This is a genomic window from Paracoccus ravus, from assembly GCF_004522175.1.
GTDB lineage: Bacteria > Pseudomonadota > Alphaproteobacteria > Rhodobacterales > Rhodobacteraceae > Paracoccus > Paracoccus ravus.
The window spans coordinates 1-24351 of the sequence record NZ_SDEB01000018.1 but is presented as its reverse complement, the minus strand read 5'-3'; the positions used below and the strand labels follow the sequence as shown (position 1 = coordinate 24351).

Below are 24351 nucleotides of genomic sequence, written 5' to 3'. Positions count from 1 at the left end.
AGACAAATCCACGATGAGATGATGCAGCGCCGCCGGATGGAGGCCTGGGCGCTTCTCAGGAAGGGCGATCCTTTTGGCCTCGGCCGCCGCTTCCTGATCCAGCACGGGGCGATCTGAGCCCCAACGCCTCAGCCCATGAGGGCTGGGGCGAGCCTAGCAGAAACTTTCTCAACATCACAAGGAATGTCCCGATGAATGAACAGAGCCGTATCGTCGCCGACGCAACCCACTTCCCGCTCTCACAGCTGATGCTTTCCACCATGAATCCGCGCCAGCATGTGGAGGAGGCCGAAGTCGCGGAACTGGCCGAGAGCATCTGGACCGCAGGACTGATCCAGAACCTTGCCGGGATCGAGACGACCACCGGCGAGATAGAGATCGTCGCCGGTGGACGGCGCTTGCGGGCGCTGCAATTCCTCGAGGCGCGACATGATGATCTTGAGCAAACCCGTCCCGAACTCGCCAACCCGCCGGTGCGGATTGCGCCCGATGTACCCACCGCGCAGGCTTGGGCTTTGGCCGAAAATGCAGCGCGACGTGATCTCCACCCTGCGGACGAGATCCGGGCCTATGGCAAGATGGCGCAAAGCGGCGCGCCAGTTTCCGCCATCGCCCGCGCCTTTGCCGTCAGCGAAAAACATGTCCAGCGCCGCCTTGCGCTGGCGGGGTTGCCGGAAGCGGTGATCGCCGCTCTGGCCGCGAATGAGATCAGCCTTGGCATGGCGGCGGCCTTCACCATCAGCGCGGATGAAGCGCGCAGCCTCGAGGTGCTGGACCTTTGCAAGAGCCGGGATTGGTCCGAGCATCAGATCAGGAAGGCGTTGAAGCCCGAGGCGGTGAAGCTGAGCGACCGACGGGCCAGTTTTGTCGGGCTTGAGGCCTATCAAGCTGCCGGAGGGCGCGTCAGCCGCGATCTCTTTGCCGAAGATGACCCAGATCGCATTTACCGAGAGGCTGTCGTTCGCGCCCCGTGCAGCAAAGGTCGGCAGTGAGCCCAAAGCGCTCATGCCGATGCTGCACCCTCGCTGCGGATGCATTCGCCCGCTGTCCGCGCTAATCCTCACACGCGTGGCATGGCCTCTGTTGCTCGAAGGGCGCGCCTTGAGATGCGCTCCATCCGACAGTCAAGAATAGCAGACCAAGTCAGCCAACGCAGGCTCACGGCAGGGGCTTTTGCTGCGAAGTCCGCTCTGCCGGAATGATGGAGGACACGGCAGGCAGCGGTTGCGATACGTCATCCTCGAGGTCGAGAAAGAGGCTCAGGCCGCCTGCCGCAGACGTATCGGTCGCGCTCAGCAGCGCGCGGTACTTTGGGCTGCCCTCGGGGACGTTGGCCTGCACCTGCAACTGCGATGTCGCCGCGCCGAGCGCCTCGCGCAGGCGCGCATCGCTCTCGAGCAGTTCGGCCAGCGCTGCATGGGCCAGCGCCAGAACGCGGTTCGCGGCCCATGACGGAGCGAAGATCGCCTGCGTGTCGGGCAGGATCGGGGTCTTGTCGAGCGAGAGGAACCGCGCGCCTTCGGGCCCATGCGACAGCTCGGTCTCGTAGCGGATGATGGCACCCTGAACGCCTGTCGGGCGCATCGCCTGATAGGCCACCAGCATGTTCAACCGTGACTGTCCCCGCGGGGCGGGTTCGAATGTCGCGTGCAGGATGTGGTGCGCACTGCGCTCGCCCGGCACCGTGGCAAACCATGTGGCAAGGCTGTCGCGGTCGTCGGCGAACAGATGGCGACCTTGGTGACCGCTTAGGCTGACCTGCGGATCGAAGATTTCGAGATGCGGCGCGAGGGCGCTGCCCGGTGCTTCGAAGAAGGCGAACCAGCGGTAGGCAAGATGCAGGGCGTCATGCTGCGAGCGCAGCTGATCGGAGGAGAGTGTCATACCGGACCCTTAGAAATGGAGGTCGCCCCGGCCAGCGACGGGCCGGGGCATGTGTTTCTGGGGCGTCACGCCCCGAGGATCAGGCGGGGATTGCCTGCGGGGTGACCTCCAGCGCCTGCGCGAGGCTGGTCAGGGCGGTCTGACGCGCGGCTTCACCGGGCATCATCAGGTTCACCATGACCTCGTCGGTGCCATAGGCCCGGCCCAGCTCCTGCAGCTGCGATGCGACGCTGTCCGCCGTGCCGTAGATCAGGCGGCCTTCGTTGCGCTGACGCACCATCCGTTCCTGAACACTCCAGTCGTGTGTGCGCGTGGTCGCAAGCGACGGAAGCCGGTCGAAGGGCCGCGCGCTTTCGGCATGCGACAGCCACAGGTGGAAGGTGTCGGCGAAGGCCTCCGCCTCGGCCTCGGTTTCGCCCACGGCGGCAAAGACCGCGACGACGACGGAGGGCTTGTCGCCGAAGACGGTGGGCTGGAACGCCGCGCGGTAGGCGGCAGCCGCTTCAGTGCCCTGCGGGCCTGGGTTGATGAAATGCGCAAAGGTAAAGCCAAGCCCGGCCTGCGCCGCGACCCCTGCCGTAGAGCCGGAGGCCCCCAGCACGAAGGTCTGCGGGATGCGGGCGGTGCGCGGCAGGGCGCGCAGCCCGGCATGACGGCTTTGGGTGGGATGCTGCCCGCTCAGGAAGCCCAGCAGGTCGCCCAGCTTCTGGCCATAGGGAAGTTGGCTGGTCTTCTCTTCGTTGAGCGCGGCGTTGACCCGTTGATCCGCGCCCGGAGCACGCCCCAGCCCAAGGTCGATCCGGTCCGGGAACATGCCTTCCAGAAGCTGGAAATTCCCGGCAATCTTGTAGCTGCTGTGATTGGGCAGCAGCACACCGCCCGAGCCGAGGCGGATCGTCTCGGTGCCGGCGGCGGTGCGTGCCATCATCAGTTCGGGCGCGCTGCTGACCATGGCGGGCATGCCGTGGTGCTCAGAAAACCAGTAGCGATGAAGTCCGGTGGCATCGGCGGTTTGTGCAAGGCGCAGCGAGGCGGCGAGTGCGTCCTGCGCCTCAAGGCCTTCATCGACGGGGACGTAGTCAAGGATGCTCAGTCGCATGGGATATCCTTTTGACAAGAGTGGGTTGCCCGCGCGGCGCGGGCGGTGGCGGGACAGGTTGATCAACCGGGCCGATCAGGCGGTGCTGTGGCCGATGTCGAAGTCGGGAATGGTGTCGATGTCGAACCAGCCGGGGCGATAATCCGTCCAGCAGAAACGCCACTGGCCGTCCTCTTCGCGCCGCGCGCGCAGCTGGTAATGCGCGCCGTAGAGCGGCTTGCCCTGCGGGGTCATCGTTTGTTCGGGCACGATCCGGCCGACGATGGCATTGGCGTGTCGCCCATCGGGATCGGCCTCGACCCGGACGAGGTCGGCGAAGTGCTGCATCCACGGCCAGTGGCGCCGGAAGCTGCGCAACTGTCCGATCACCGCATCGCGCCCTGCGTACTGGCCCATCGGGGCAAATCCACCCGCGATATCCGCCGTGTAGCTGCCGATGAGCAGGGTGATGTCGCCCTGGTCGATGGCAAAGGAATAGCGGCTGTAAAGCTCTGAGATCGCCGCGAAGAGATCGCTCGGGGGCGTGCCGATGGGTTGCAGGGCCCAAGGCGAATGCAATTCGCTCACAAGAACTGGCGGCGGGTCGCCCACCTGCCAGCCCGCATCGCTGGGTGGCAAAAGCCAGTGCGAGGCAAGCCGTTCGGTGCCGCGCATCCAGCTGCTGGAGACCCTGACATGGCTCACCTGCCAGCAGTCGTCGGCGCGTGTCGCGCGCAGAACCACGGTCGCGCCGAAGAGCAGCGCCTGCGCGGCATCGCTTTGGTTCTGCAACAGCCCATAGACATAGAAGCTGGCCACACCCTCATCGCCACGGGTGGCGGCGTAGCGGTTGCTGGTGCGGATGGTACAGGCGCCTTGCCGACCATCCGCGGCAAGCGCGTTCTGGATGTCCTGCGCACCGCCGAGCTGCCCGTGCAGGTTGCTGTCGAGCCGGGCCTCGGGGGCCAGCCAAGAGGGCGCGCCCGAGCTTTCGCCGGACCATTGGGCCGCAAGCCTGTCGATCAGCGCCAGAAGCGCTGCGCGGTCCTGTTCGGGACCTTGATGTTCATGGGTCATTTGTCACCTTTTGCGGGAAAGACGGGCAAGCGCAGGCAGGATGTGCGCGCCCATTTCGTCGATGATGCGTTCGGCAGGGCGCCGCGACGGGCGCAGGTTGAACGCCACATGTTTCACGCCCTGCGCGGCCTGCTGCTGCAACCGCGCCAGCAACGCCTTGCGCCCGATGCGAAGCACATTGTGGTCGCGCCGCGCCGGAGCATCGGGGTTTCGGTCGAGGTCGAGGAAGGTCGAATAGCCATAGGGCGGCGGGCGCCGCTTGCCGGAGGCTGCCTTCAGATCGTTCAGGATCTTCGCGACCGATTTCGGATCATCCACCGTCCAGATCCAGGCATCGGCGTTCTTCGCGATCCAAGGCACCGTCTGCCCGGCGCGTCCGACCGCGATCATCGGCAGTCGGCCCTCTTTCGGTTTGGGCAGCAGGTCGAGATCCCCCGACAGCGTCCCGAAACCTTGGGTTTTGCCGCGCGGGAAGGCCTCGCCGTGAAGTTTGCGGATCAGCCTAAACGCCTCGCGGAACCGGTCGGCGCGCCTGTCGAAACGGACGCCGAAGGCCGGGTACTCCGTCGGACGGTCGCCCGACGACAGGCCGAGGATGAACCGGCCCTGCGTCAGCATGTCGATGGTGGCGGACTGTTTCGCCACTGCGATCGGCTCGCGCAGCGGCAGCACGATGCCTGCGGTGCCTATGGTGATCCTCCGCGTCTGCGCGGCAAGAAACCCGGCGTAGACCAGCGGGTCCATGATCTGCGCCGCATCGCCGAACTTCGGATCGAAGAAGGGCACGTCGCGCAGCCAGATGCTGGCAAACCCCGCCTCTTCGGCGCGCCGCGCGGCGGCGGCGTGGCCTTCCAGCGTCGGCACGGGGCTTTCGGCATAGGCTTCGAGCGGCGTAATCAGGCCGACCGTCATACCTTGCGCGCCGAAAACGGCATCGAGGGGATCGGGCCCTTGATCCTCCTGCAAAGGATCGAAGCGGGGGTGTCGGGGCACGGGATCGGTCCTTGCTGGTCTTGGCGTGGGCGGGTCGTTGCAGCGGTCTTGCCTGAGACGGCCGCCCAACGGTGTTGCGTTGAGCCCGAACATATTCCCGCCTCAGAAATCCATAACCCCGAGGTTTTTCCGATCAGTCGATCCTATGGTTCCGCAATTGTAGGGCGCAGACCCCGCCAGATGCAGGCCCCGTCAGGTCAGCCACCGGTTGAACGAAGGCTTTTGCGGCACCGGCGGGGCGTCTTCACGCAAGGCGCAGCGCTGTTAGAGCCAGTAGCCGGCCTCTTCATTGGCCGCGTCGGCAACCAGCGCGTCGATGAGCGCACGCTGGCCGGGCTTGAGGTAGCGCGAGCGTGGCCAGACCGCGTGGATCGGCATTTCGGCGCCGGAGGCATCGTCCAGCACCGTGACCAGCTCCCCTGACGCCAGTGCGTCACTCACCAGCCACGTCGGCAGCTGCGACAGGCCCGCCCCAGCAAGCGTCGCCTCCAGCATGGCATCGCCGTCGCTGAATTCGTGCCGGGCGCGGATGGTTTGCGTGATGACGGACCCGTCCGGCTGGCGCAGAAGCCACGAGGGCGGCACACCGTCCCGACGACTGCCGATGATGCAGTCATGCTCGGTCAGGGCCGCCGGGGTGGCCGGGGTGCCATGCTTGGTGAGATAGGCGGGGCTGGCGCAGATGACCAGTCGCTGACGGCCCAGCCTGCGGGCGACCAGATCGGCATCGTCGCTCAGCGCGCCGATCCGCACGACAAGGTCCACCCCTTCGTCGATCAGGTTCACCCGCCGTTCGGTAAAGCTGACGGCAAGGTCGAGCGCCGGGTGCTCGTCCGCCAGCCGGGTCAGCACCGGCATCACGTGACGCCGCCCGAAGGCCGCCGGCAGATGGATGCTCAGCCGCCCCGACACCTGCCCGCTGCCCTCGGTCACCGAATGCTCCAGCCCCTGAACATCGCTCAGGATCGCCACCCAGCCATCGAAGTATCGCTGCCCCTCCGGCGTCAGCGACAGCCGGCGGGTGGTCCGGTGTAGCAGCTTCGTGCCAAGCCGCGCCTCGAGACGGCTGACGCTTTTGCCCACGGCAGAGCCGGTCAGCCCAAGCCGCGCACCGGCCGCGGTGAAGGAGCCGTTGCGTATGGTTTCGACGAACTCGCGCGCGCCGGAGAAGGGATCATCGTGCTCAGGCATTGCGGAACCTTGGGACGGAATGACTGGAACGGCGACCATATTATATTCCACGACAGGATCAATAGATTGGCGGTCAGAAAGGAAGGCCCCCAAGCCCCTGAGCAGCCGCTGGCCATGAAATCAGGGCGCAGCAGTCTTCCTGCCAACTGCTTATACTCCTTCGAGGACTCACCCATGTCGCACCTCTTCTCGCCATACGACCTCGCGGGGCTGCCCCTGCCGAACCGCACCGTCATGGCCCCGATGACCCGGTCCCGCGCCGCGACCGGCGCCCCTGACTCGCAGACCGCGCTCTACTACGCTCAACGCGCCAGCGCCGGGCTGCTGATCACCGAGGGCGCGCCGATCAGTCAGGAAGGCAACGGCTATCTCTATACCCCCGGCATCTACACCGACGATCACGAGGCCGCATGGGCCAAGGTCACCAAGGCGGTGCATGATCGCGGCGGGCGCATCTTTGTCCAGCTGTGGCATGTGGGCCGCGTCTCGCACACGTCCCTGCAACCGGGTGGTGCCGCGCCGGTTTCGGCCAGCGCACAGCGCGGCGAGGGCGCGTTCTCCTTCGCCATCGGGCCGGATGGCCAGCCGGGGCAGCAGCCTGCCTCGACGCCCCGCGCGCTGGAAACCGAGGAAGTCGCCCGCGTCACCGCAGACTTCGTCGCGGCGGCGCAGCGCGCCATCCGTGCGGGCTTTGACGGGGTCGAGATCCACGGCGCCAACAGCTACCTCTTCGAGCAGTTCCTGAACGCCAATTCCAACCAGCGCACAGACCGCTACGGAGGCAGCATCGAAAACCGGATGCGCTTCCTGCTGGAAACGATTGATGCCGTCGCAGCCGAGATCGGCATGAACCGCGTGGGCGTGCGTATTTCGCCCTTTGGTCGCCTGTCGGGCATGCAAGGCTACGAGGGCGAGGCCGACACTTGGCTGGCCCTGGCCGAGGCGCTGGAGGCACGCCAGCCCGCCTATGTCCACCTCAGCGACCAGCTGACCATCGGTGGCGAGGCGATGCCCGCAGGCTTCCCATCGCAGTTCTGCAAGACCTTCACCGGCACGCTGATCGCTGCGGGCGGCTTCACCCAAGAGACCGGGGAACAGGCGCTGAAGGACGGCGCGCTGGACCTCATCGCCTTCGGCAAGCCCTTCATCGCCAACCCCGACCTTGTCGAGCGGATGCAGAACGGCTGGCCGATCAACACGCCCTCGCGGGAGGCATTCTATGGCGGCAATGGCGCTGCCGGTTACACCGATTTCCCCACTTGGGACGAAGAGAAGGACAAGACCGATGACTGACACCCGAGAGAGCCGCATCACCGCGATGCTCGACCGCGAAGACATTCGCGCCCTGCGCCTGCACTACAGCGCGCTGCTGGACGGCAACGCGGCTGACCGCATGGGCGAGGTGTTCACCGAAGACGCCGAAGTGATCGTGACCGTCGGTGCCATGAAGGGCCTCGACGAGATCAAGACCAGCCTGCGCGATGCCTACCAGAGCTTCGACACTCGCAAGGCCGAGCATTTCCCGTTCGTCCACGCCATTGCCAACCACGAGATCACCCTGACCGGCCCGGACACGGCCACCGGCAGCTGCTACCTGCTCGATTTCGTGACCGACCGTCCGGGTGCGCAGCATCCCTTCCTGCTGTTGGGGCGGTACGTGGACGACTATGTGCGCGTGGATGGCGAATGGCGCATCAGCCGGTCCGAGCTGGACGTGCTCTGGCCGAACGACGACGCGGCAGAGGCCTGAAGCCACCGCCGGTTTCCGCCTGTTTCCCCCGGCCGCCCTTGGCGCAAGGCGCGGTCGGCGCGGGTATAAGCCCCGGGGGTGCCAGACCCTCTGTCCCCCTTCGTCGCGGGGGCCGGACTTGCACCGGCCCCCGCACATTCGCTGCTCAATTCAAGAGAGAAAGACAATGCGTGCCATAGGTTACACCAAGGCGGGTCCGATCACGGCGGACGACGCCCTTGTCGACATCGACCTGCCCGAGCCGACCCCCGGCGAGCGGGACCTGCTGGTCGAGGTGAAGGCTGTGTCGGTCAATCCGGTCGACACCAAGGTCAGAGCCAGCGCCGCGCCCGAGACCGGGCAGCACAAGGTGCTGGGATGGGACGCGGCCGGCATCGTGCGCGCGGTCGGCGCCGGCGTGACCGGCTACGCGCCCGGGGATGCCGTCTACTACGCGGGCTCCATCGCGCGGACCGGTACCAACGCCCAGTTGCATTGCGTGGATGAACGTATCGTGGGACACAAGCCCCGGACGCTGGACTGGGCCGAGGCGGCTGCTTTGCCCCTGACCACGATCACCGCCTGGGAGGCGCTCTTTGACCGGCTGGAGGTCACGCGCCCGGTGCCCGGCGGGGCACCTGCTGTGCTGATCGTCGGCGGCGCGGGCGGCGTAGGCTCGATCGCGATCCAGTTGCTGCGCGCCTGCACCGAGCTGACCGTCATCGCCACGGCGTCGCGCTCCGAAACGGCGCAATGGGCCCGCGACATGGGGGCGCATCACGTCATCGACCACAGCCGTCCGATGGCGCCGCAGATCGCCGCGCTGGATCTAGGCGCGCCGTCCTTCGTCTTTTCCACCACCCATAGTGATCAGCACATCCCAGACGTGGCCGAGCTGATCGCGCCCCAGGGCCGCTTTGCCCTGATCGACGAACACACGCCGCTGGACGTGCGGCCTTTCCAGGGCAAGGCCGTCTCGATCCACTGGGAACTGATGTTCGCCCGCCCCCTGCACCAGACCCCGGACATGGGCGAGCAGAAGGTACTGCTGGACGAAGTTGCACGGCTGATCGACGCGGGCGCGGTGCGCACGACACTGACCGAGCGGCTGTCCCCAATGGATGCCAGGACACTGTCCAAGGCGCATGCTCAGGTCGAGAGCGGGACGATGCGTGGCAAGGTCGTCGTGGAGGGTTGGCCCGACTGAAGCCGACGGCGGAGGGCCGGGCAGCGCCCGACCTCCGCCTTGATCGCGGGCGCTGGATATTCTGCCGTAAGGTAAGCACGGGCGCTTTCCCCGTATGGCCTGAGGAACGGGTGCCGTCCGCTTCGGGCGGCGTCGGCTCTAACAAGACGCTCGACGCGAGTTCTGGTGGCGCAGGCTACGGCGCTCCATTAGCCGGTGCATCGGGGCCGCGTGACATGATGCCACGACGGGTCGAATGTCTGGCCGTAAGAGTTGCCGCAGGCCAAGCTCTGTCCAGAAAGAGGTGACGTCTTCTGCTCCATTTGAACACCATTGCCGCTCCAGTATGGCTCGCTGACGTGGAAGACCTATGACGTGGAGGGCTGATACCGGTCATAGAATGAGAATGTTTTAGGGGGCCAGGTCCACTTCATGCGCATTGCTGACGCTCAACCTGTGGTGGGCTGCGGTCGCAGCGAACGGCAGGAAGGTCCGCTTTGCTGACCTCTACGCCGTGCGCGGCGAAGGTCGGTAGTGAGCCCATCGCTGACATTCGATCAGCGCGCAGCGAAACTTGCATGATTTCGATTGCGTCATGGAAACCAAGAGGCAGACCATCGGCGGAGGATCAGAACGCACCAATGCGTTCGATCACCCAGAAGGCGGCGGTGCAGCCGATGGCGTAGCTGGCGAAGCGGGTGTCCCACCGGCCCTTTGCCAGTGCCATCGGCAGAAGACGTTTCGCAAATAGGCCGATGATCAAGACGGCGGCGATGAACAGGAGCTGTCCCAACTCAACCCCGAGGTTGAAGGCGAATAGGGCCAGAGGCACGTCGCTTTGCGGCAGGCCGATTTCCAGCAGCGCACCGGCAAAGCCCAGCCCGTGAATCAGGCCAAAGCCGAATGAGATCACTGCCGGAAAGCGCGTCGCGACCGGATCGCGTTGCTCGGGGGGCAAGGCCAACTCATACGCGAGAAAGACGATGGACAGAGCTATCACCACCTCGACCGGGGCGGAAGGCAGGGTAAACCAGCCCAGCGTCGCCGAGGCCAGCGTAATGCTATGCGCTAGCGTGAAGGCCGTCACCGCCCAGAATAGCCGCCTCCGGTCATTGACCAGCAGCAGCAGCGTCAGCACGAACAGCAAGTGATCGACGCCCTCAAGGATATGCGTCACTCCCAGCGCGACATAGCTGGTGAGGACCTTCATCGGACCGGCATTCTCGGGGACTGTGAAAGCCGGATTGTTGGCGGTCAGGCGTTCGGTCACGGCCTGTCCGGGCTTGGCCTCATAGCGAACCAGCGTATCGGTGCGGGTGTTTTCCAAGCCTTTGATGCGGATCTCGCCCCCGGCAATCCCGCCGGGACAGGTGGCGATATAGACCATGCTCCAGCCGCGACCGTCGAAATGCGGTTCGGGCGGCTCGCCGGTTTCGCAATTCGCGGGCAAAGCGGGCCGGATAGGCATCGGATTGCCGCCCACATCAGGCATCCGCCAAGTGACGCGCCAACGCACTTCGTCCATTGCCGAGAGTTCCAGATAGCCGGGGTCGAGGGCATGGGCGATGGCCGCAAAGGGCTGCAAGATCGCCAGAAGGACCAGCAGCAGGACCTTCATTTCACCTCGTCCTCGAAACTCGGCAGGTTAAGCTTGTAGCGGGAAAGCAGGTTCTGGATATAGGTCTCGCGCAGCTTGCGAGCCTCATCGGCGCGCCATTCGGTCAGGACGCGGTCGCGGACCTCGGCAAGCGGCGGCAGGGTGCCGTCGCGGTGCATTTTGAGCCGGACGAGATGAAAGCCAAAGCCGCTTTGCACCGGGCCGGACCATTGTTCCAGCGGCAGAGCGGTCACCGTCTCGCCGAAGTCCTTGCCAAAGATGCGCTCGACGGTGGGGATCGGCATGGCATCGACCTGCGGCGGCAGCAGCGCGGAATTGCTGAGGCTGGCGGGATCGGTCCCCTTTTGCAGATCTGCCCTGACCGCCTGAACCCGTTCCGGCCCGGCCCCGTCGGGCAGCAGAACCTGCGTGAAGCTGAGCACCCCGTCCTCGCTGTAGCGCCGGGCATTGGCCTGATAATAGCTGGTCAGAGTCGCATCGTCGGGGGTCAGGGCGGCGGCGGGGGCCTCGGCCAGAAACTCGACCTTGTTGCGCAGCCGGTTGCGGATCATCGTGTCGCCCTTGTCCAGCCCAAGCGCGATGGCCTCGCGGACCGAGGCCTCTTCGACGGCCCAGTCGCGGATCATGTTATGCAGCTCATCGGGGTTCGGGGCGCGGTGTCGGGTGGACATGAAATCCACCATCAGCCGCTGGGCCTCGGTCGCGGAAAGCTGCAATTCATCGTCGCGTGGACCGCGCGACGAGGGCGGATTGAGCAGGTTGAAATAGGCAAAGACCAAGCCGCCCAGCACGAAGAAATGCAGCAAAGGCGAGGCAAGGACAGCCCGAAGCTTGGGACTCGGCATCGTCAGACTTTCGTTCCGTCCCGCATGTCCATGGGATCAACAGACATGAAAAAGCCCCCCGGCTATCGCGTCAGATCGGCGGTCGGGGGGCGGCGTTTTCAGCAAAGGCGGTTCATTCCTTACTTGGCCGGGCCATACCAGATCGGCGAGCTATAGGCCCGCTCGGTCACGGTCATCGGCACGTCATCGGCGAATTTCGCGTCCTTGAAATAGGCCGCGTCATAGGCCGTCCAGCGCGGCGTCGGAATTTCGATCACCCGCGCATAATAGAAGGACTTGAGCGCGGGATCGAATTCGGGATCGGTCCAGACGCTGATGAGTTCCGGCGAACCGATCGTATTGGTGAAGCTGGCCTTGGCCACGTCCACGGTGCTGCCGATCGAGGGCAGCTTGCCATTGGCGTCGGGCTTGCGGTCGCCCGACCAAACGGCGTCGAAGATTTTTTCTTGCATCTCGCCGTTGGCATCCAGCCAGCCCTTGACGATCTGGATGCGGTCCAGATTGCCCGAATAGGGGTCTTTCATGGCCCCGACAAGGAAGGTAGGCGCGGTCTTGCCTTCGGGCGGCGGCATCAGATCGCTGCCCATCGGCACGCCCTTGCCATAGCCGATATTGGCCGGGGTTCGGCTGACCGCATCTTCAGGCAGGAAGTCCCAGCCGCCGAAAAAGCGCAGGGTGATGCGGGTGCCGGTCGTGCCATAGACCTCTTTGCGCATCATCGTGTCCCAGATCGAGGCGCGGGTATTTTCCGGCGCCCAGACCCCCGTTAGACCCGAGGCCCCCAGCTTCCAATCCTTGACCGTGCGCCCCTCGAAATCGAAGGCATTGCCGGTCGAGCGTTCCGGCCCCGGCTCGCTGGCGGCGAATTTGCCCCAGAAGTTGTTCTCCTCGGTCGAGGAAATGCCGGTATGCGCATCGGTTGAGCCGACAAGGCCGAATTTGAAGGGGTTGGTGCCGAATTCGCTTTCCAGCTTCAGCCCGCGCTTGAGCGCCTCGCGGGCATATTCGTAGTTGATCATGCCCGGCTCTTTGGGCACGACGTTCAGGTTGCCCGCGTCCCAGATCTCGAAATCGGCGAATTCATCGCTGGGGGCCAGCGAGGGATGCTGTTCCGACGTGCCCTTGCCCTGACTAATTTCGTAAAGCACTTCCCAGCGGGCGCGGGTTTCGGCCCATTTGGCGTCGATGGGCTTGCCGTCGGGGGTTTCGGTCGCAAACATCAGCCCGTTCGACAGGTTGCCGTTATGCGGCACGGCCAGAACCTTGCCACCGGTCTTGTCCTCATAGGATTGCAACCAGTTCCAGAACTCGTTCGGAAGCTCGGTCTCGAAAGTGGTCAAGGGGGCCATCATATCGGCTTTGTCCTTGCCGTCGCGATAGACCACATTGCGGTGCAGGTTGTTGCCGCCGCCGTAATTCGAGGTCCATTCATAGCCGATCAGCGCGGTGAACTTGCCCGGATCGTTATGGCTTTCGACGATCTCGGTCATCTTCTGCCACATGTCCAACTGGGCCTTGGGGTCGGTCATGGCCTTGGGGATCTTGCCCTCGCTCTGAAAGGCGATCATCTCCATCATCACGGCGCTGGCATCCGCGCCGCCTTTTTGCATCCCGTCATGCCAGCGTTTCAGGACCGGGTCCTGCATCATCGCGGCATCGCCCTCATAGACGCTGGCGACCATGCCCAAGGCGTCGGAATGGTCCGCGACCATCAGAAAATCATAGGGTCGCGACAGGCGCACCGGCTGGCCGGTGCTGGATTTGACCGTCTCGCCTTTGGCGTAATGCAGCGCCTCGTCCGGGCCGACCCGCGTGCCGCTGGCGAAGGCGTCGCCCGACCAGCTCGTATGCAGGTGAATTTCGCCCCAAAGCGGCTCGGTCGCGAATTTGCGGCCCGCATAGGGCGAGTAACCGGGCTGGTTGAAAAAGCGCTCGACCATCTCGGGGTTGATCGTGCCGGCATCGGTATTGACCTGCGCCGCCAAAGGGGTGGCGAGGAATGTCGTGGAAAGCGCCAGAAGGGCAAAGCGACGAGTCATGAAGTGACCTTTCGGATGGGAAGGCGTGAAGTCATGCGCGTGAGTCGTAGTAAGGCCCGATGCCTAGTCGGACGCAAGCAACAAAAAACGGGGCATGACTCCATATTGCCTGCCGCGCCGCGGCGTGGCCCACCTGCATCTTGTGGAGAACATTCCGGGTCGAGCCGCCTAGCCCCGTGCGAATCCGCTGATATTGTGGGCCCCGCAGAAGGTGGCGCGGGCAGCAGGCCCATTGCGTCATTGCCCGTCTGATTTTCTTATTCGGAGCGCTTCACAACATGACGCTGTTACGCACCATCCCCTTCGCGCTGCTCGCCGCATTGCTGGCGGGATCCCCCGCTCTCGCCCATACCGGAGAGGCCGCTGGCGGCGGCTTCATCACCGGCTTCATGCATCCGATCCTTGGCTGGGACCATGTCGCGGCCATGGTCGCGGTCGGACTTTGGGGCGCATTCCTGGGCGCGCCGGCGATCTGGCTGCTGCCCGTCACATTCCCGCTGGTCATGGCGCTTGGCGGCGCGATGGGGGCATCGGGCGTGCCGCTGCCGGGGATCGAGACCGGCATCGCCGCCTCGGCACTGGTGATCGGGCTGGCGGTCCTGCTGGCGGCGCGGCCGCCCTTGACAGTTGCCGCGATCATCGTGGCCTTTTTCGCGATCTTCCACGGCCATGCGCATGGGGCCGAGATGCCTGAGGCCGCGAACCCTCTGGCCTATGCGGCGGGCTTTGTCATCGGCACCGGGCTTCTGCATCTGGTCGGGATATCGCTGGGGCTTCTGACCTACAGCAAGCCGGGCCAGCTTGCCGTGCGCGGCATGGGAGGGCTGATCGCCCTGGCGGGCCTCGGCTTCTTGACCGGCGCGATATGAGAAAATCCGCCGCGCTTCTTGGGGCACTACTGATCCCCGGCAGCGCGCGAGCGCATGACGCCTTCGGAGATCTCGGGGCTTTTTACCAAAGTCTGCTGCATCCCTTGGCCGATCCTGCGCAGGGCCTGCTTTTAGCGGGTCTTGCCATCGTTCTGGCCTGCCAGCCTCGTGAAAATGTGCAATGGGCCTATTTGGCCCTGATCATCGCCACCTTGGCCGCAAGTTGGCTCAGTATGACCATCGCTTTCCCCGAACTCAAACTGCGCTGGGTGGGATTGGGCGTCGCGGCGCTGGGTGTGCTGGCGCTGTCCAGCGGGCGCGTCTGGCTGCCAGTTTTGCTTTGCGTCACCGTGGCAATCGCCGTAATCGCAAGCTTTGCTCCCGGATTTGCAAGTGATCCAAGGACGACAGTCCGCGCGATCTGGGGCAGTATTCTGGGGATATTGCTGGTGGTCCTGTTGGTCTGGGGGTTGTTGGACAGCCTGCAAGCACGGCTGGGACGCCCGCCGGGGCTGGTCGCCGCATCATGGATCGTCGCGATTGGCATCATGGCTGCTGCCCTGCCGGAAGGTGTGGCCTGAGCGGGCAGGCCGTGCTTTCGACCATGATGAGAGCCAGAGGAAACGAGAAAGGTTCGACCTGAGCTGAAACGGAAGGGGGTTATGCTGCATGCGCAAAGGGCAGCTTCGTCCGCTTTGTGAAACTTCGTCTGTCCCGCGTCCAAGGTCCGGTCTGGGTCGGGAATGCTCGGCGGTTAGGTCGGGATTGCTTGCCACAGCGCTCTGTCACAACCCAGAAAACCCTAGCTTCGAGTCGCTTTCGCTCGACGTTCGACAGACAGTCAAAGGATCGGAGCCGGGGGGGTGGTGCGGCCCGCAGCGCGCAGCGCGAGGACACGGCCCCTGGCGGAGACGACGCCGCAGGCGGCGCTTGTCTTTTGACTTTCCGCGGCAGGTCTGTTGGGCGGACAAAGAAATGGATCATGTCAGGCTGGGGGTGAGCGGGCGTAGCCCGTCGATCCCCCGGCCTGTCCCCTGAACTCATGCGAGACGCGCGCCCCGCGCGGCTCTCTCAATTCTCAAAGGCCAGAGCTTTCCAGCCCGATCCCGGCCCAGGGGACGGGACGGGCCCTGCATGTCGACGAGCTGGACGCGCCATCACACAGCGAAGGATAGCGAGGCGACTTGTGGGAAGGTCTGGCCGCACTCAACCGCCCGTCCGGTTGCCCACAGGCCCTTGCTCGATACTTGGGGTCTCGCGCGGGCCTGCTTCGGCCCCGCACCTGCACTCCCGAGGTCGTTCCTGAACGGGGCTGGACAACCGGACTAGCGTCCTCCTTTGTGGTGAGAGCGGGGGGCTTGGTGCCCGCCTTCCGCCCATGGGCTTGGCCTCGCCAATCTGATCTGGCGAAAACCATGTTTTCGGCGGAACAGAGGGGGGAGGGCGAAGCCCGACCCACGGGCCTGACACGGACAGTGTGGGGTGTCAGGCAAAAGCGACTTTCCTGTCAGGTCGCTGTCCTGCTCGATGATCCCGAGATCCTCGATACGGTCTTTGCCGCGGTGCTGGCCGAGCTTGCCGCGCGCCATCGGGGCGCGGGCTGGAAATGGGTCGAAACCAGCTTCGAAAGCTATATCGGTTACTACCAGATCGAAGAGGGCAAGTTCGCGCGGCTCTACAAGCAGGAGGGCGTGCTTTCAGAAGATGATGCGGCGCGCTTTGATGAACTCACCGCACTGGACGAGGCCGAGGCGCTGGATGCGGCAGGCCGCGAGGAACTAGCCGCGCTGCAAGCCATCCTCGAGGGCAGCTATAGAGCGGCGCAGAAGGCGCATTCAGGCCTGATCCTCTATGTCGATCCGCGCGGCGCGGCGCAGATTTGTGCCGGGTTGGTACGCAAGGAGGACAAAGCGGCAGCCATTGCCGCCGGGCTTTTGACCGCGCCGCAGCATGGCACTGAGGACACCCCGAAATCGCCGATCTCGCAGAAGCTGCGCGAGAATCTCGACCGCGTCGTGCAAGGCGCAAGGCAACATGCGGTGCTGCGCGACCCAGAACTTCTCCTCGACCTGCTGGCCTTCCAACTCAGCCACGCGCTGCATTGGCAAAAGCCTTTCGGGATTTCTCTGGGCGAGGTGCCGAATTGGCCGACGACCGGGGCCGAGGGCTATGCACTCGATCCGCGGCTCTCGGAGCACCCCGCCCGCGAGATCCAGGGCAGGGATCTCGCCAAAAGCTTTCGCCCCTTCCGCCAGAAGGGCAGAGCACATATCCGGGGCGAACTCACGCGTTTTCTCGCCGCGCAATATCAGGGCGGGGATGCCAAGCTCGCCGCGCTGATCGAAAAAGAGACCCAGCCCCGGACCCGCGAGATCTGGACCCCCAATGCCGCGAATTTCTTCTCGCGGGTCTCAGGCCCCTACCTATCGAAAATCTGGCGCGAAATGCTGGATCTTGCGGAAGATGCGCCGAGCGCCGTGGCTTTCGACAAACTCAAGAAGGCGGAGAAGGTGGCGCAACTCGAGAGCCTCTTTTCTGAGGCCGCCGCGCGCGAGGCGCTTGGTGTCACCGAGGAACAGGCCAGCCGCATCGCCAATTGGCTGCCTGAAGGCATGTCCTGAGAAGGCGGCGGGGCCGAGCGCCCCGCCATGTCTTTCTTGGCACGGCGGCGCGTCTGCGCCCCCGCAATCAAGGAGGCTGGAAACTGGCTTCGTGGTGAAGCGCGCCTTGGCCCCGCATCTTGCGGGGCCTTTTTTGCTCGCGCGGCTCACGCATACCCCAGCACCCAAAATGTAAGGGAACGATTTCAGGCCCTTGGCGAGAAATGCCTGCTGCTGCTATTCTGGCCTTCCGTGGAGGCGAGGATCCAGATGCGCGATCTTGAAGATCAGATCGATGTCTTTCCGCGCGAGATGGTGCTGCGTCGGATCGACCCTGACCGCAATATGCGGCGCTTCTATCGCCTCTCGGTCGAGCCTGATCTTTTCGGTGGTGCCAGCCTGGTGCGGGAATGGGGTCGCATCGGCAGGCCGGGTCAGCATCTGAGCGAGCCGCATGCGGATGAGGGTCAGGCGATCAATGCCCTGCTGCGGCTGGCCGCCGCCAAGCGCAGGCGCGGCTATCAGGCCTGAATAGTGTGCGGTTAATGCTGGCGCGAATGCAGGCGCAGGGTAAACCGCGTGCGGCCCATCCGATCAGGAACGCTTAACCGCCCCGGCAGGTCTGGCTCAGGCTTCGACTTTCAGTTTCGCCAAAGCGTCAACGATCTGGGCCGGATCATGCGGCAGATCCGCGTCAAAGAGCTTGCTGGCAAGCTGGCGCAGCAGCACGATCTCGGAAGCCATGACCGACGCCACCTTGCCCTGCAGATCGGCGAGATCGGGGCCATGCAGCGCGGCGTCGAGCTCGCTCAGAGACTGTGCGGCGCTGGTGATGCTGGTGAGGATTTCGGCACGGGTTTGATTGTCGAGCGGCAACGCTTGATGTCCTTTCCATAGCTGTGAGGACCGGGATAGTTGTGTTAGCGCAGGGAGGCCACACCCGAGCGAGTCCTCGGCGGATTCCTGCGCTGGATCTTGTCCGGGCGTGGCGAAGAATTGCCTGATGCGCCGAATTCACCGGGCTTATGCACTGCGCGAGGGGCTGAAACGCGGGGCCTGTTAGCCATCTTCTATCAAATGCCCGCCGCTTCGGCGGCGGAAGCGATCGGATGAAGTTTCAATGATTTAATGAGGTCCGCGCCAGAGGCGCGGCCCGAGCCGGGAAATTGTCGGTGCGGCGGATCGACCGGGCAGGGCCCGGCTCACCGCCCCACCGCGGTCCTTTCCAATCCAGATTTGTCCGCCTCGCATCCCCGGCGCGGCCGGATCAATGGGCAAGCGCCGCGCGGGGCGCGCGTCGTCGCCGGCCCGGGCCGTGTCCTCGCGCTTGCGCGCTGCGGGCCGCACCACCCCGATCCCGCGACCCATGACCGTCCGCGCCGGGGCCACGGGCAGGGCTTTGCCCTTCCCGCTCTGCCCTCCGGAAAACACGGGGGTTTTCCAGAGAACAGACGGAAAGGCTCCGCCCAAAGCGGACGAGGGGGCGAGAGGCCCAACGCCGCGACAGCATTGGAGGGCCGAACATGGCATTCGATCTTTATCAGCAGGTGACCGACAGCATTATTGCCAGCCTTGAGGCGGGCAGCCCGGCATGGCGCAAGCCCTGGACCGGCGAAGGCAGGGCGGCACAAATGCCCCTGCGCGCCAATGGCGAGGCCTATCGCGGCATCAATGTGCTGATGCTCTGGCTTGCTGCATCGGCGCAGGGCTATGGCAGCGCTTATTGGTTCACCTATAAGCAGGCCGAGGCCGCAGGCGGGCAGGTCCGTAAGGGCGAGAAAAGCGCCAGCGTGGTCAAGTATGGCACCCTCGCGCGGGAAGACGAGGAGAGCGGGGCCGAGAAGCGCGTCCCCTATCTGAAGAGCTACCGCGTCTTCAATGCCGATCAGATCGAGGGCTTGCCCGAGGAATTCAATGCCGCGGCTCCGGAGCCTGTCCGCGATCTGGGGACAAAGCCCGATCCGCGCCTTGAGGCTTTCTTCGCCGCGACCGGGGCCGAGATCCGTATCACCCCCGAGCCGCAGGCCTATTACGATCCGCAGGCGGATTACATCCATATGCCGCCGATCTCGAGCTTTCATGACGCGGCCGGATTCTACGGGACGCTTGCCCATGAAGCCTGCCATTGGTCCGGCCACGGCTCGCGCCTTGACCGGCTCAGCCGTTTCGCCGAGCGCAAGGCCTATGCATTCGAGGAGCTGATTGCCGAGATTGGCAATTGCATGCTCTGCGCCCAGCTTGGCCTCACCCCGGATTTTGGCCAATCGGCCGCCTATGTCGAAAGCTGGTTGCGCGCCCTGCAGGACGACAAGAGGATGATCTTCAAGGCCGCGACCGAGGCCCAGAAGGCGGCAGATTTCCTGCTCGCTTGTGCCGGTACGGCAAAGCCGGTCGACCAAGGCGAGGCCGCCTAGCGGCCCGCGATTTCCTAGCCAACACTGCGCCCGCCGCGTCCAGCGGCGGGCCCCAGCAGGGAAGCGGAAAATCCGGCTGAGCCGGATTTGCACCTGCGACACCCGCGCCGGGTTCGAGACGAGCCGGTCGCGGTCAATAACCCGCTGGGGTAGACTTCGGGGACATCGCGTGTTCGCGCCCGATCAAAAGCGTCATTCGCTTAGGCTGCCACTTGCCGTTACAGCAGCTGATCGTGTTGGCGCACCGCGCGGCAGGCCGCCGTCCGGCCGTCCTGGCATGACGCACGCAGTTCCGACGGGGTTTTGCCTTTGACCGATCCACCGGATGAGCAGGCGCTTATCGCCATGATGACGAGGACGACGCTGAATTTGGTCATGAGTTTCCTTTGTGTATGCGGGCGTGAGGGTGCCCGGTCGCTGACCGGAGCGACCAGCGCCTTCCGTGATGAGGGCGGTTGACGTCGTCTCGACGCAGATATTGCAGGGTGCCCCTTGCTCGGAGGCGCGGTCAATATCCCGCCCGGGTAAGGAATTTTTCGAGATGCGCGATCACCTTGGCCCGGACCCAGCGCGACAGCGCCGGGGTCAACCCGGCCAGACCCTCTGGATCGATCTCGGTACAAAGCCGGGCATGGGCATCCTGCGAAATGGTGATCGAGCTGTCGAAACGATGCGCCGATTGCTTGGCGCGCTCGGCCGGGATCTTGCGATAATCGATCCCGGCCTCGAGTGCCGCGACAAGCTCGGGGCGCAACTCGATCATGGCGCGGCGGAGCACGGTGCCGGTCGGGCAGCGCGCCTTCTCGGCCCATGCTCCCGCGCGCGCGACCAACTCGTCGGGCAGGCGATAGAGCACCCGGATTGTTACCATGTCCTCGCCCGAGGCCCGCAACCCGCGTTGCGGGGCAGGGGTGGTGCCGGTGCGCGGTGCCGCAGCGCGCTTTCGCTTGGCTGATGCTGTTGCTGCGGCCGCTCCTTTCGGTTGCGGGTCATTGCTGGATCCACTTGGCGTCTCGGTCTCGGGCAATACGACTGTGTTTTCGGCTTGGCGTGTTGGCGGCAAAGGTACTGCCAGTGGCGTGGGCGGCGAGTTCTCAGCTGCAGCTTCAAACTCCAGCCGCCGGCTGAAGCCGGGATCTGGTGCCGAGATCCGACCCGGCAATTTGAGCTTGGCCATTACGCCTCCTCCCGGATGGTGCGGTCGAGTTCGGCCAGGACCTCGTCCATTTCCTGCAGGGCCGTTCCGAGATGATTGGCGACGCCGGGGTTCTTGGTGGTCCTGCGGATTTCGCCCAGAAGCCCCTGACCGTCGAGACGGGTATACATCGCCCGGTTCATCACCACCTCGCCCAGCACCGGCATATTGCGGATCACCTTCTCATAGATCTCGTGCTCGGCAGCCGAGCGGGAGAGCGGCACGCGATTGAGGAGCACGCGGAAGGGTGGTAGCTCGCCCGGATCCTCGACGCGGGATTTGAGCCGGACATACCAAAGCCCGGTCTCGAGGCTTTCCTCGTAATTATTCGCCGAGAGCATGCAGGGCGCGATCAGGAGATGCGAGATCAGCGCGAGATGATCCTGCGCCTCAGAGCCGCCACCAAAAGTGTCGACCAGGATCAGGTGCTCCTGATCAGGCTGGGCGAAGATCGCGCTGATCTCCTCGATCACCAAGGCCGCCGAGAGCGTCGGGACGACTCGGACTAGATCATTCCAATGGCCCTGCGCCTTGGCGCGCTCCATCCATTTCCAGCTGCTGCGGCTCTCATCGGTGTCGAAGATCGTCACGCTCTCGCCGCGTTCGGCGGCGGCCGAGGCCAGCCCCATGATCAGCGTGGTCTTGCCGCAGCCGCCCTTGCGGTTCATCGCGGTGATGACACGAATGCCATTCTGCATCGGGTTTCCTCCGGTTCCGCCGCGCGGGATCAAATGCACCTCCCGCAAGACAACACCCGCATAGCGCGATACACAACACACGAAACAAGATGCGTGAAGCAATCAGCGGAAAGCGGCACACGCGGTACGGAACCCCTCTCGCGGCATGCGGTAAATGCGTTCCGCGAACTCTCACCACGCCCCGTGATAGTTTCGAGGTCTTCTGCACTGGCGATCTCCTGACGCGGCACGATGAGGCCGCGTCGATGGGGGCCGCCACGGTTCCTGTGTCAGACATCTGCACGCTGCGCCATCCGCTCAATCGCCAGTTCCTGGGCAAATTGTTTGCTCCCTCTCGACAGTTGCGTCGTTTTGGGCCGTGAAGCCGCACTGCCGCGTCATCTAGCTCACAGGAGGCGGGTGGCGGCTGGGACCCCGCTTGCCCGTCCGCTGTACCGGCTCACGGCATTGGCTGCCCGAGGGGGCAGCCTCCGGGCGCGCCGCGCCCGAAACGGCCGGGCCTCTGGCCCGAAGCCTGGGACATGGAAGCAAACGGACCCTTTGCGCCGCACCGATGGCCTCCCGGTCGGCGCGCCCTTCGCAAGCTCCGGTTGCGTTGACACATGGAGTCTCATCTGGCAGCAAAGGGCTATGGCAGGAAATGCGGAATGTGTACAAAACCGCGCCCTGCCGGATCGGAGGGGCAGTGACGACCATCACGCAGGGCTCGTATCTGAGGCAGGAGGGCGCTCCTGCCCCCGCCACACGGGCGGACGTCGCCAAGCGCAAGCGTGCCAAAACCCAGCGCATCAGGGAGTCTGGCGCGACCACGACCTCGGGCAAGGCGGTGACGGTGCGACTCTCGCCGGAAGAGCTCGAGGCGCTCGCCCAGCTGCAGACCCGCATGGGGGCGGGATCGCGCTCCGATGCTTTGCGTTCGGTCCTGCGCGCCAGTGTCGGTCTACTGGAATTCCCGCCCGAGGAAGCCGCGAAGCTTGGCGAGATCAAATCCGAGCTGCACAAGATCGGCGTCAACGTGAACCAGATCGCCTTGGCCGCCAATCGCGGTCGCGTCGATCTCGCTCGCGCCGAATGGCAGGTGCTGAATGAGTTGCGCCTCACGCTGCCGAAGCTTCGGACCTGGCTCAGTGCCGTGGTCGAGGAACAGCGCCGCCGCGGCGTGCGGCTCTTCCGGAATTATTCGGAGCGGGCGGATGGCTAGCGCGACGGAAGGGGTCCTCGAGGACTTGCGCCTGCGCTATTTGCGCGGCGGCAGCGGATCCGCGCGGCAGCGTTTCACCAGCCGGGCCAATAATCTCTGGCGCCTCGCCCAGGGTTCGAATGCCGCCGTGCTGAAGAAGATCCATAATGGCGGCACGCATAGCCGCAAGCAGCTCGGCAATCAGTTCGACTATCTCTTCTCCAAGGCCAGTGCGATCTTCGGCAATATGGTCGAGCATGATCCGGAGCGCCGCACCTTGAGCCGCGAGGAGCGCAAGACCATTGCCGGGGATTGGGAAGATGCCTGGACGGGTGATCCGAAGAATGGCCATACCACGCATCTGCTTTTGTCCTTTCCGGCCGATGTCGCACCGCATCGTGCGCTACAGGTTGCCGAGATCTGGGCGGCGGAAATGTTCCAAAGCGGCATGCATGTCGCGGATGAATGGGCCTATATCGCGGCTTTGCATACCGACCGCAGTCACCCTCATGTCCATATCGTCATCAACAATCGCGGGCTGGAGCACGACAGCTGGTTCTACATGGCCAAGGGCCATGCCTTTGACGTGATCACGATGAAGGAGCGCGTTGTCGAGATCGCCGCCGAGCAGGAGCTTTACCTCGACAGCGCCTCGCGCATCGAGCGCGGCAAGCTCACCTATGGCCCGTCGCGGGTCGAGCTCGAGCGGGCATTGCGCGAGGGCCGCGAGGTCCGGGAAATGCCGCTGCAAGGGCCAGCCGTGCGCGATGCTTTGGCGCAGATCCGCGAGAATGTCGCCACCTTGCAGCTCTTTTCCTCGATGGCGCGGCAGAGCCGCGAGGCGGAATTGGCCAGCAAGATCGAGGCCGTCGCGCAGATCCTCGCGCGCGGCGGAATCATTCAATCGACGGAGGAGTTCATGCAGGCACAGGATGTTCAGACCCGCGGCGATCTCGGCCGCTATTACGATGCCTGGCTCGACCGGGTCGAGACCGGCATCCGGCAATTGCCGCAAAGCGAGCAGGGCGAGATGCGGCGCGAATTCTACGCGGCGGCATCCCATGTTGCGCGCGAGCTGGGTGATGACCGTGGCGCGGCGCTGATGCAGCGCCCGGCGCGCGAGGCCCTGCATCGCAGCCAGATCGGCGAGACTGCGATGACCCGTGATGGCGTCAGCCGCGAGATCGGCAGGGACGGCATTGCCGAGATCCGCGAGAGGATTGCCGAGGCGGCAAAATCCGCGGGGCTTGATCCGGCCCAAATCCAGGACCGCATGGGGCAAGGCGCACCCAATGCCTGGCAAGAGCGCGATTGGGTGCGGCGGGATATTCAGGCGGTGGCGGAGAGCCGGGGCCTCAATCTCGCCGGCGAGAGGGATCGGGGCGAGGCCGCAGGCTTGGTCGAAAGCTTTTATGCCAAGGCCGCCGAACTGCTGGATCGCAGCTTCGAGCCGCGCCGCGACAATGATCGCCTGTCACGCACCCTGCAGCAAATGTCCCACGCCTTGAAACAGGACGGGCAGGTGGCCTTCCAGAGTGTTGATCATGCCGGGCGCTTCGCCAAGGATCTGACCCAGCACTATGGCGACGACCTGATGGCGCGGCTGGCCAAGGGCGACGATCGTGCTTTGGCTGTCCGTCGTCGAATGATTTGGAACAGGCGGCCTGATTTTGGACGAGAGGGTCCTGGCGCACCGGTTTGAGATTATGCCGCCTGACGCTGATGGTTCAAGCGGCGGTTCTGGATGGTCTCTTT

Annotated in this window: 23 protein-coding genes; 11 read left to right on the top strand and 12 right to left on the bottom strand. The window is 64.7% G+C overall.

Going from position 1 to position 24351, the window contains the following annotated elements; genetic code table 11:
- The first annotated feature begins 191 nt into the window (after positions 1-191).
- Positions 192-992, top strand: a complete 801-nt coding sequence (locus ESZ60_RS14325) for a ParB/RepB/Spo0J family partition protein (protein WP_134681419.1) — start codon at positions 192-194, stop codon at positions 990-992.
- Between the two features lie 166 nt (positions 993-1158).
- On the opposite strand, the gene ESZ60_RS14320 is transcribed toward ESZ60_RS14325, so the two are convergent.
- The 5 genes from ESZ60_RS14320 to ESZ60_RS14300 form a co-directional block, all read right to left on the bottom strand.
- On the bottom strand, positions 1159-1884 hold the full coding sequence (locus ESZ60_RS14320) for a hypothetical protein (RefSeq protein ID WP_134681418.1): 726 nt from the start codon (positions 1882-1884) through the stop codon (positions 1159-1161).
- Between the two features lie 79 nt (positions 1885-1963).
- Positions 1964-2983 carry an MsnO8 family LLM class oxidoreductase gene (locus ESZ60_RS14315; RefSeq protein WP_134681417.1) on the bottom strand — a complete coding sequence of 340 codons (1020 nt, stop codon included), beginning with the start codon at positions 2981-2983 and terminating at the stop codon, positions 1964-1966.
- Between the two features lie 75 nt (positions 2984-3058).
- A complete protein-coding gene (locus ESZ60_RS14310) occupies positions 3059-4039 on the bottom strand; it encodes a nuclear transport factor 2 family protein (RefSeq protein ID WP_134681416.1) in 981 nt (326 codons plus the stop codon).
- Between the two features lie 3 nt (positions 4040-4042).
- Complete coding sequence (locus ESZ60_RS14305) at positions 4043-5032, bottom strand: TIGR03571 family LLM class oxidoreductase (RefSeq protein ID WP_134681415.1); 990 nt, start codon at positions 5030-5032, stop codon at positions 4043-4045.
- A gap of 264 nt (positions 5033-5296) precedes the next feature.
- Positions 5297-6223, bottom strand: a complete 927-nt coding sequence (locus tag ESZ60_RS14300; protein ID WP_134681414.1) for a LysR family transcriptional regulator — start codon at positions 6221-6223, stop codon at positions 5297-5299.
- A gap of 174 nt (positions 6224-6397) precedes the next feature.
- Here ESZ60_RS14300 and ESZ60_RS14295 point away from each other — a divergent pair, with 174 nt between their 5' ends.
- From ESZ60_RS14295 to ESZ60_RS14285, 3 genes are all read left to right on the top strand, one after another.
- On the top strand, positions 6398-7516 hold the full coding sequence (locus ESZ60_RS14295; RefSeq protein WP_134681413.1) for an alkene reductase: 1119 nt from the start codon (positions 6398-6400) through the stop codon (positions 7514-7516).
- A complete protein-coding gene (locus ESZ60_RS14290; protein WP_134681412.1) occupies positions 7509-7973 on the top strand; it encodes a nuclear transport factor 2 family protein in 465 nt (154 codons plus the stop codon). The genes ESZ60_RS14295 and ESZ60_RS14290 overlap by 8 nt, the downstream gene beginning before the upstream one ends.
- 166 nt (positions 7974-8139) lie before the next feature.
- Positions 8140-9159, top strand: a complete 1020-nt coding sequence (locus ESZ60_RS14285; protein WP_134681411.1) for a zinc-binding alcohol dehydrogenase family protein — start codon at positions 8140-8142, stop codon at positions 9157-9159.
- A 607-nt stretch (positions 9160-9766) separates the two neighbouring features.
- Here the strand turns inward: ESZ60_RS14285 and ESZ60_RS14280 are convergent.
- From ESZ60_RS14280 to ESZ60_RS14270, 3 genes are all read right to left on the bottom strand, one after another.
- Positions 9767-10756: a HupE/UreJ family protein gene (locus ESZ60_RS14280; protein ID WP_134681410.1), complete on the bottom strand. Its 990-nt coding sequence runs from the start codon at positions 10754-10756 to the stop codon at positions 9767-9769.
- Positions 10753-11601 carry a peptidyl-prolyl cis-trans isomerase gene (locus ESZ60_RS14275; protein ID WP_134681409.1) on the bottom strand — a complete coding sequence of 283 codons (849 nt, stop codon included), beginning with the start codon at positions 11599-11601 and terminating at the stop codon, positions 10753-10755. The genes ESZ60_RS14280 and ESZ60_RS14275 overlap by 4 nt, the downstream gene beginning before the upstream one ends.
- Before the next feature lie 119 nt (positions 11602-11720).
- A complete protein-coding gene (locus ESZ60_RS14270) occupies positions 11721-13640 on the bottom strand; it encodes a DUF3604 domain-containing protein (protein ID WP_134681408.1) in 1920 nt (639 codons plus the stop codon).
- Between the two features lie 278 nt (positions 13641-13918).
- Here ESZ60_RS14270 and ESZ60_RS14265 point away from each other — a divergent pair, with 278 nt between their 5' ends.
- The 4 genes from ESZ60_RS14265 to ESZ60_RS14250 all read left to right on the top strand — a co-directional run bounded on the left by ESZ60_RS14265 (position 13919) and on the right by ESZ60_RS14250 (position 17640).
- Positions 13919-14509 (top strand): HupE/UreJ family protein, encoded by a 591-nt coding sequence (locus ESZ60_RS14265; RefSeq protein WP_134681407.1) that lies wholly within the window; start codon positions 13919-13921, stop codon positions 14507-14509.
- A complete protein-coding gene (locus ESZ60_RS14260) occupies positions 14506-15090 on the top strand; it encodes a hypothetical protein (RefSeq protein ID WP_134681406.1) in 585 nt (194 codons plus the stop codon). Before ESZ60_RS14265 ends, ESZ60_RS14260 begins: the two co-directional genes overlap by 4 nt.
- Before the next feature lie 894 nt (positions 15091-15984).
- Positions 15985-17130: a hypothetical protein gene (locus tag ESZ60_RS14255; protein ID WP_134681405.1), complete on the top strand. Its 1146-nt coding sequence runs from the start codon at positions 15985-15987 to the stop codon at positions 17128-17130.
- A 249-nt stretch (positions 17131-17379) separates the two neighbouring features.
- Complete coding sequence (locus tag ESZ60_RS14250) at positions 17380-17640, top strand: WGR domain-containing protein (protein WP_134681404.1); 261 nt, start codon at positions 17380-17382, stop codon at positions 17638-17640.
- A gap of 96 nt (positions 17641-17736) precedes the next feature.
- Here the strand turns inward: ESZ60_RS14250 and ESZ60_RS14245 are convergent, their stop codons facing one another.
- Positions 17737-17985: a hypothetical protein gene (locus tag ESZ60_RS14245; RefSeq protein ID WP_134681403.1), complete on the bottom strand. Its 249-nt coding sequence runs from the start codon at positions 17983-17985 to the stop codon at positions 17737-17739.
- A gap of 647 nt (positions 17986-18632) precedes the next feature.
- On the opposite strand from ESZ60_RS14245, the gene ESZ60_RS14240 reads away from it, so the two are divergent.
- Positions 18633-19523 (top strand): ArdC family protein, encoded by an 891-nt coding sequence (locus ESZ60_RS14240; protein WP_134681402.1) that lies wholly within the window; start codon positions 18633-18635, stop codon positions 19521-19523.
- A gap of 218 nt (positions 19524-19741) precedes the next feature.
- On the opposite strand, the gene ESZ60_RS20800 is transcribed toward ESZ60_RS14240, so the two are convergent.
- The 3 genes from ESZ60_RS20800 to ESZ60_RS14230 form a co-directional block, all read right to left on the bottom strand.
- Positions 19742-19900, bottom strand: coding sequence for a hypothetical protein (locus ESZ60_RS20800; protein ID WP_167620163.1), 159 nt, complete (start codon positions 19898-19900; stop codon positions 19742-19744).
- A 131-nt stretch (positions 19901-20031) separates the two neighbouring features.
- Positions 20032-20700, bottom strand: coding sequence for a hypothetical protein (locus tag ESZ60_RS14235; RefSeq protein WP_134681401.1), 669 nt, complete (start codon positions 20698-20700; stop codon positions 20032-20034).
- Positions 20700-21416, bottom strand: coding sequence for a nucleotide-binding protein (locus ESZ60_RS14230; RefSeq protein WP_134681400.1), 717 nt, complete (start codon positions 21414-21416; stop codon positions 20700-20702). The genes ESZ60_RS14235 and ESZ60_RS14230 overlap by 1 nt, the downstream gene beginning before the upstream one ends.
- 685 nt (positions 21417-22101) lie before the next feature.
- Between ESZ60_RS14230 and ESZ60_RS14225 the strand changes: the two genes are divergently transcribed.
- Together ESZ60_RS14225 and ESZ60_RS14220 are read left to right on the top strand one after the other, a co-directional pair.
- Positions 22102-22617, top strand: coding sequence for a plasmid mobilization relaxosome protein MobC (locus ESZ60_RS14225; RefSeq protein WP_167620162.1), 516 nt, complete (start codon positions 22102-22104; stop codon positions 22615-22617).
- On the top strand, positions 22610-24298 hold the full coding sequence (locus ESZ60_RS14220) for a relaxase/mobilization nuclease domain-containing protein (protein ID WP_167620161.1): 1689 nt from the start codon (positions 22610-22612) through the stop codon (positions 24296-24298). Before ESZ60_RS14225 ends, ESZ60_RS14220 begins: the two co-directional genes overlap by 8 nt.
- Positions 24299-24351: the final 53 nt, after the last annotated feature.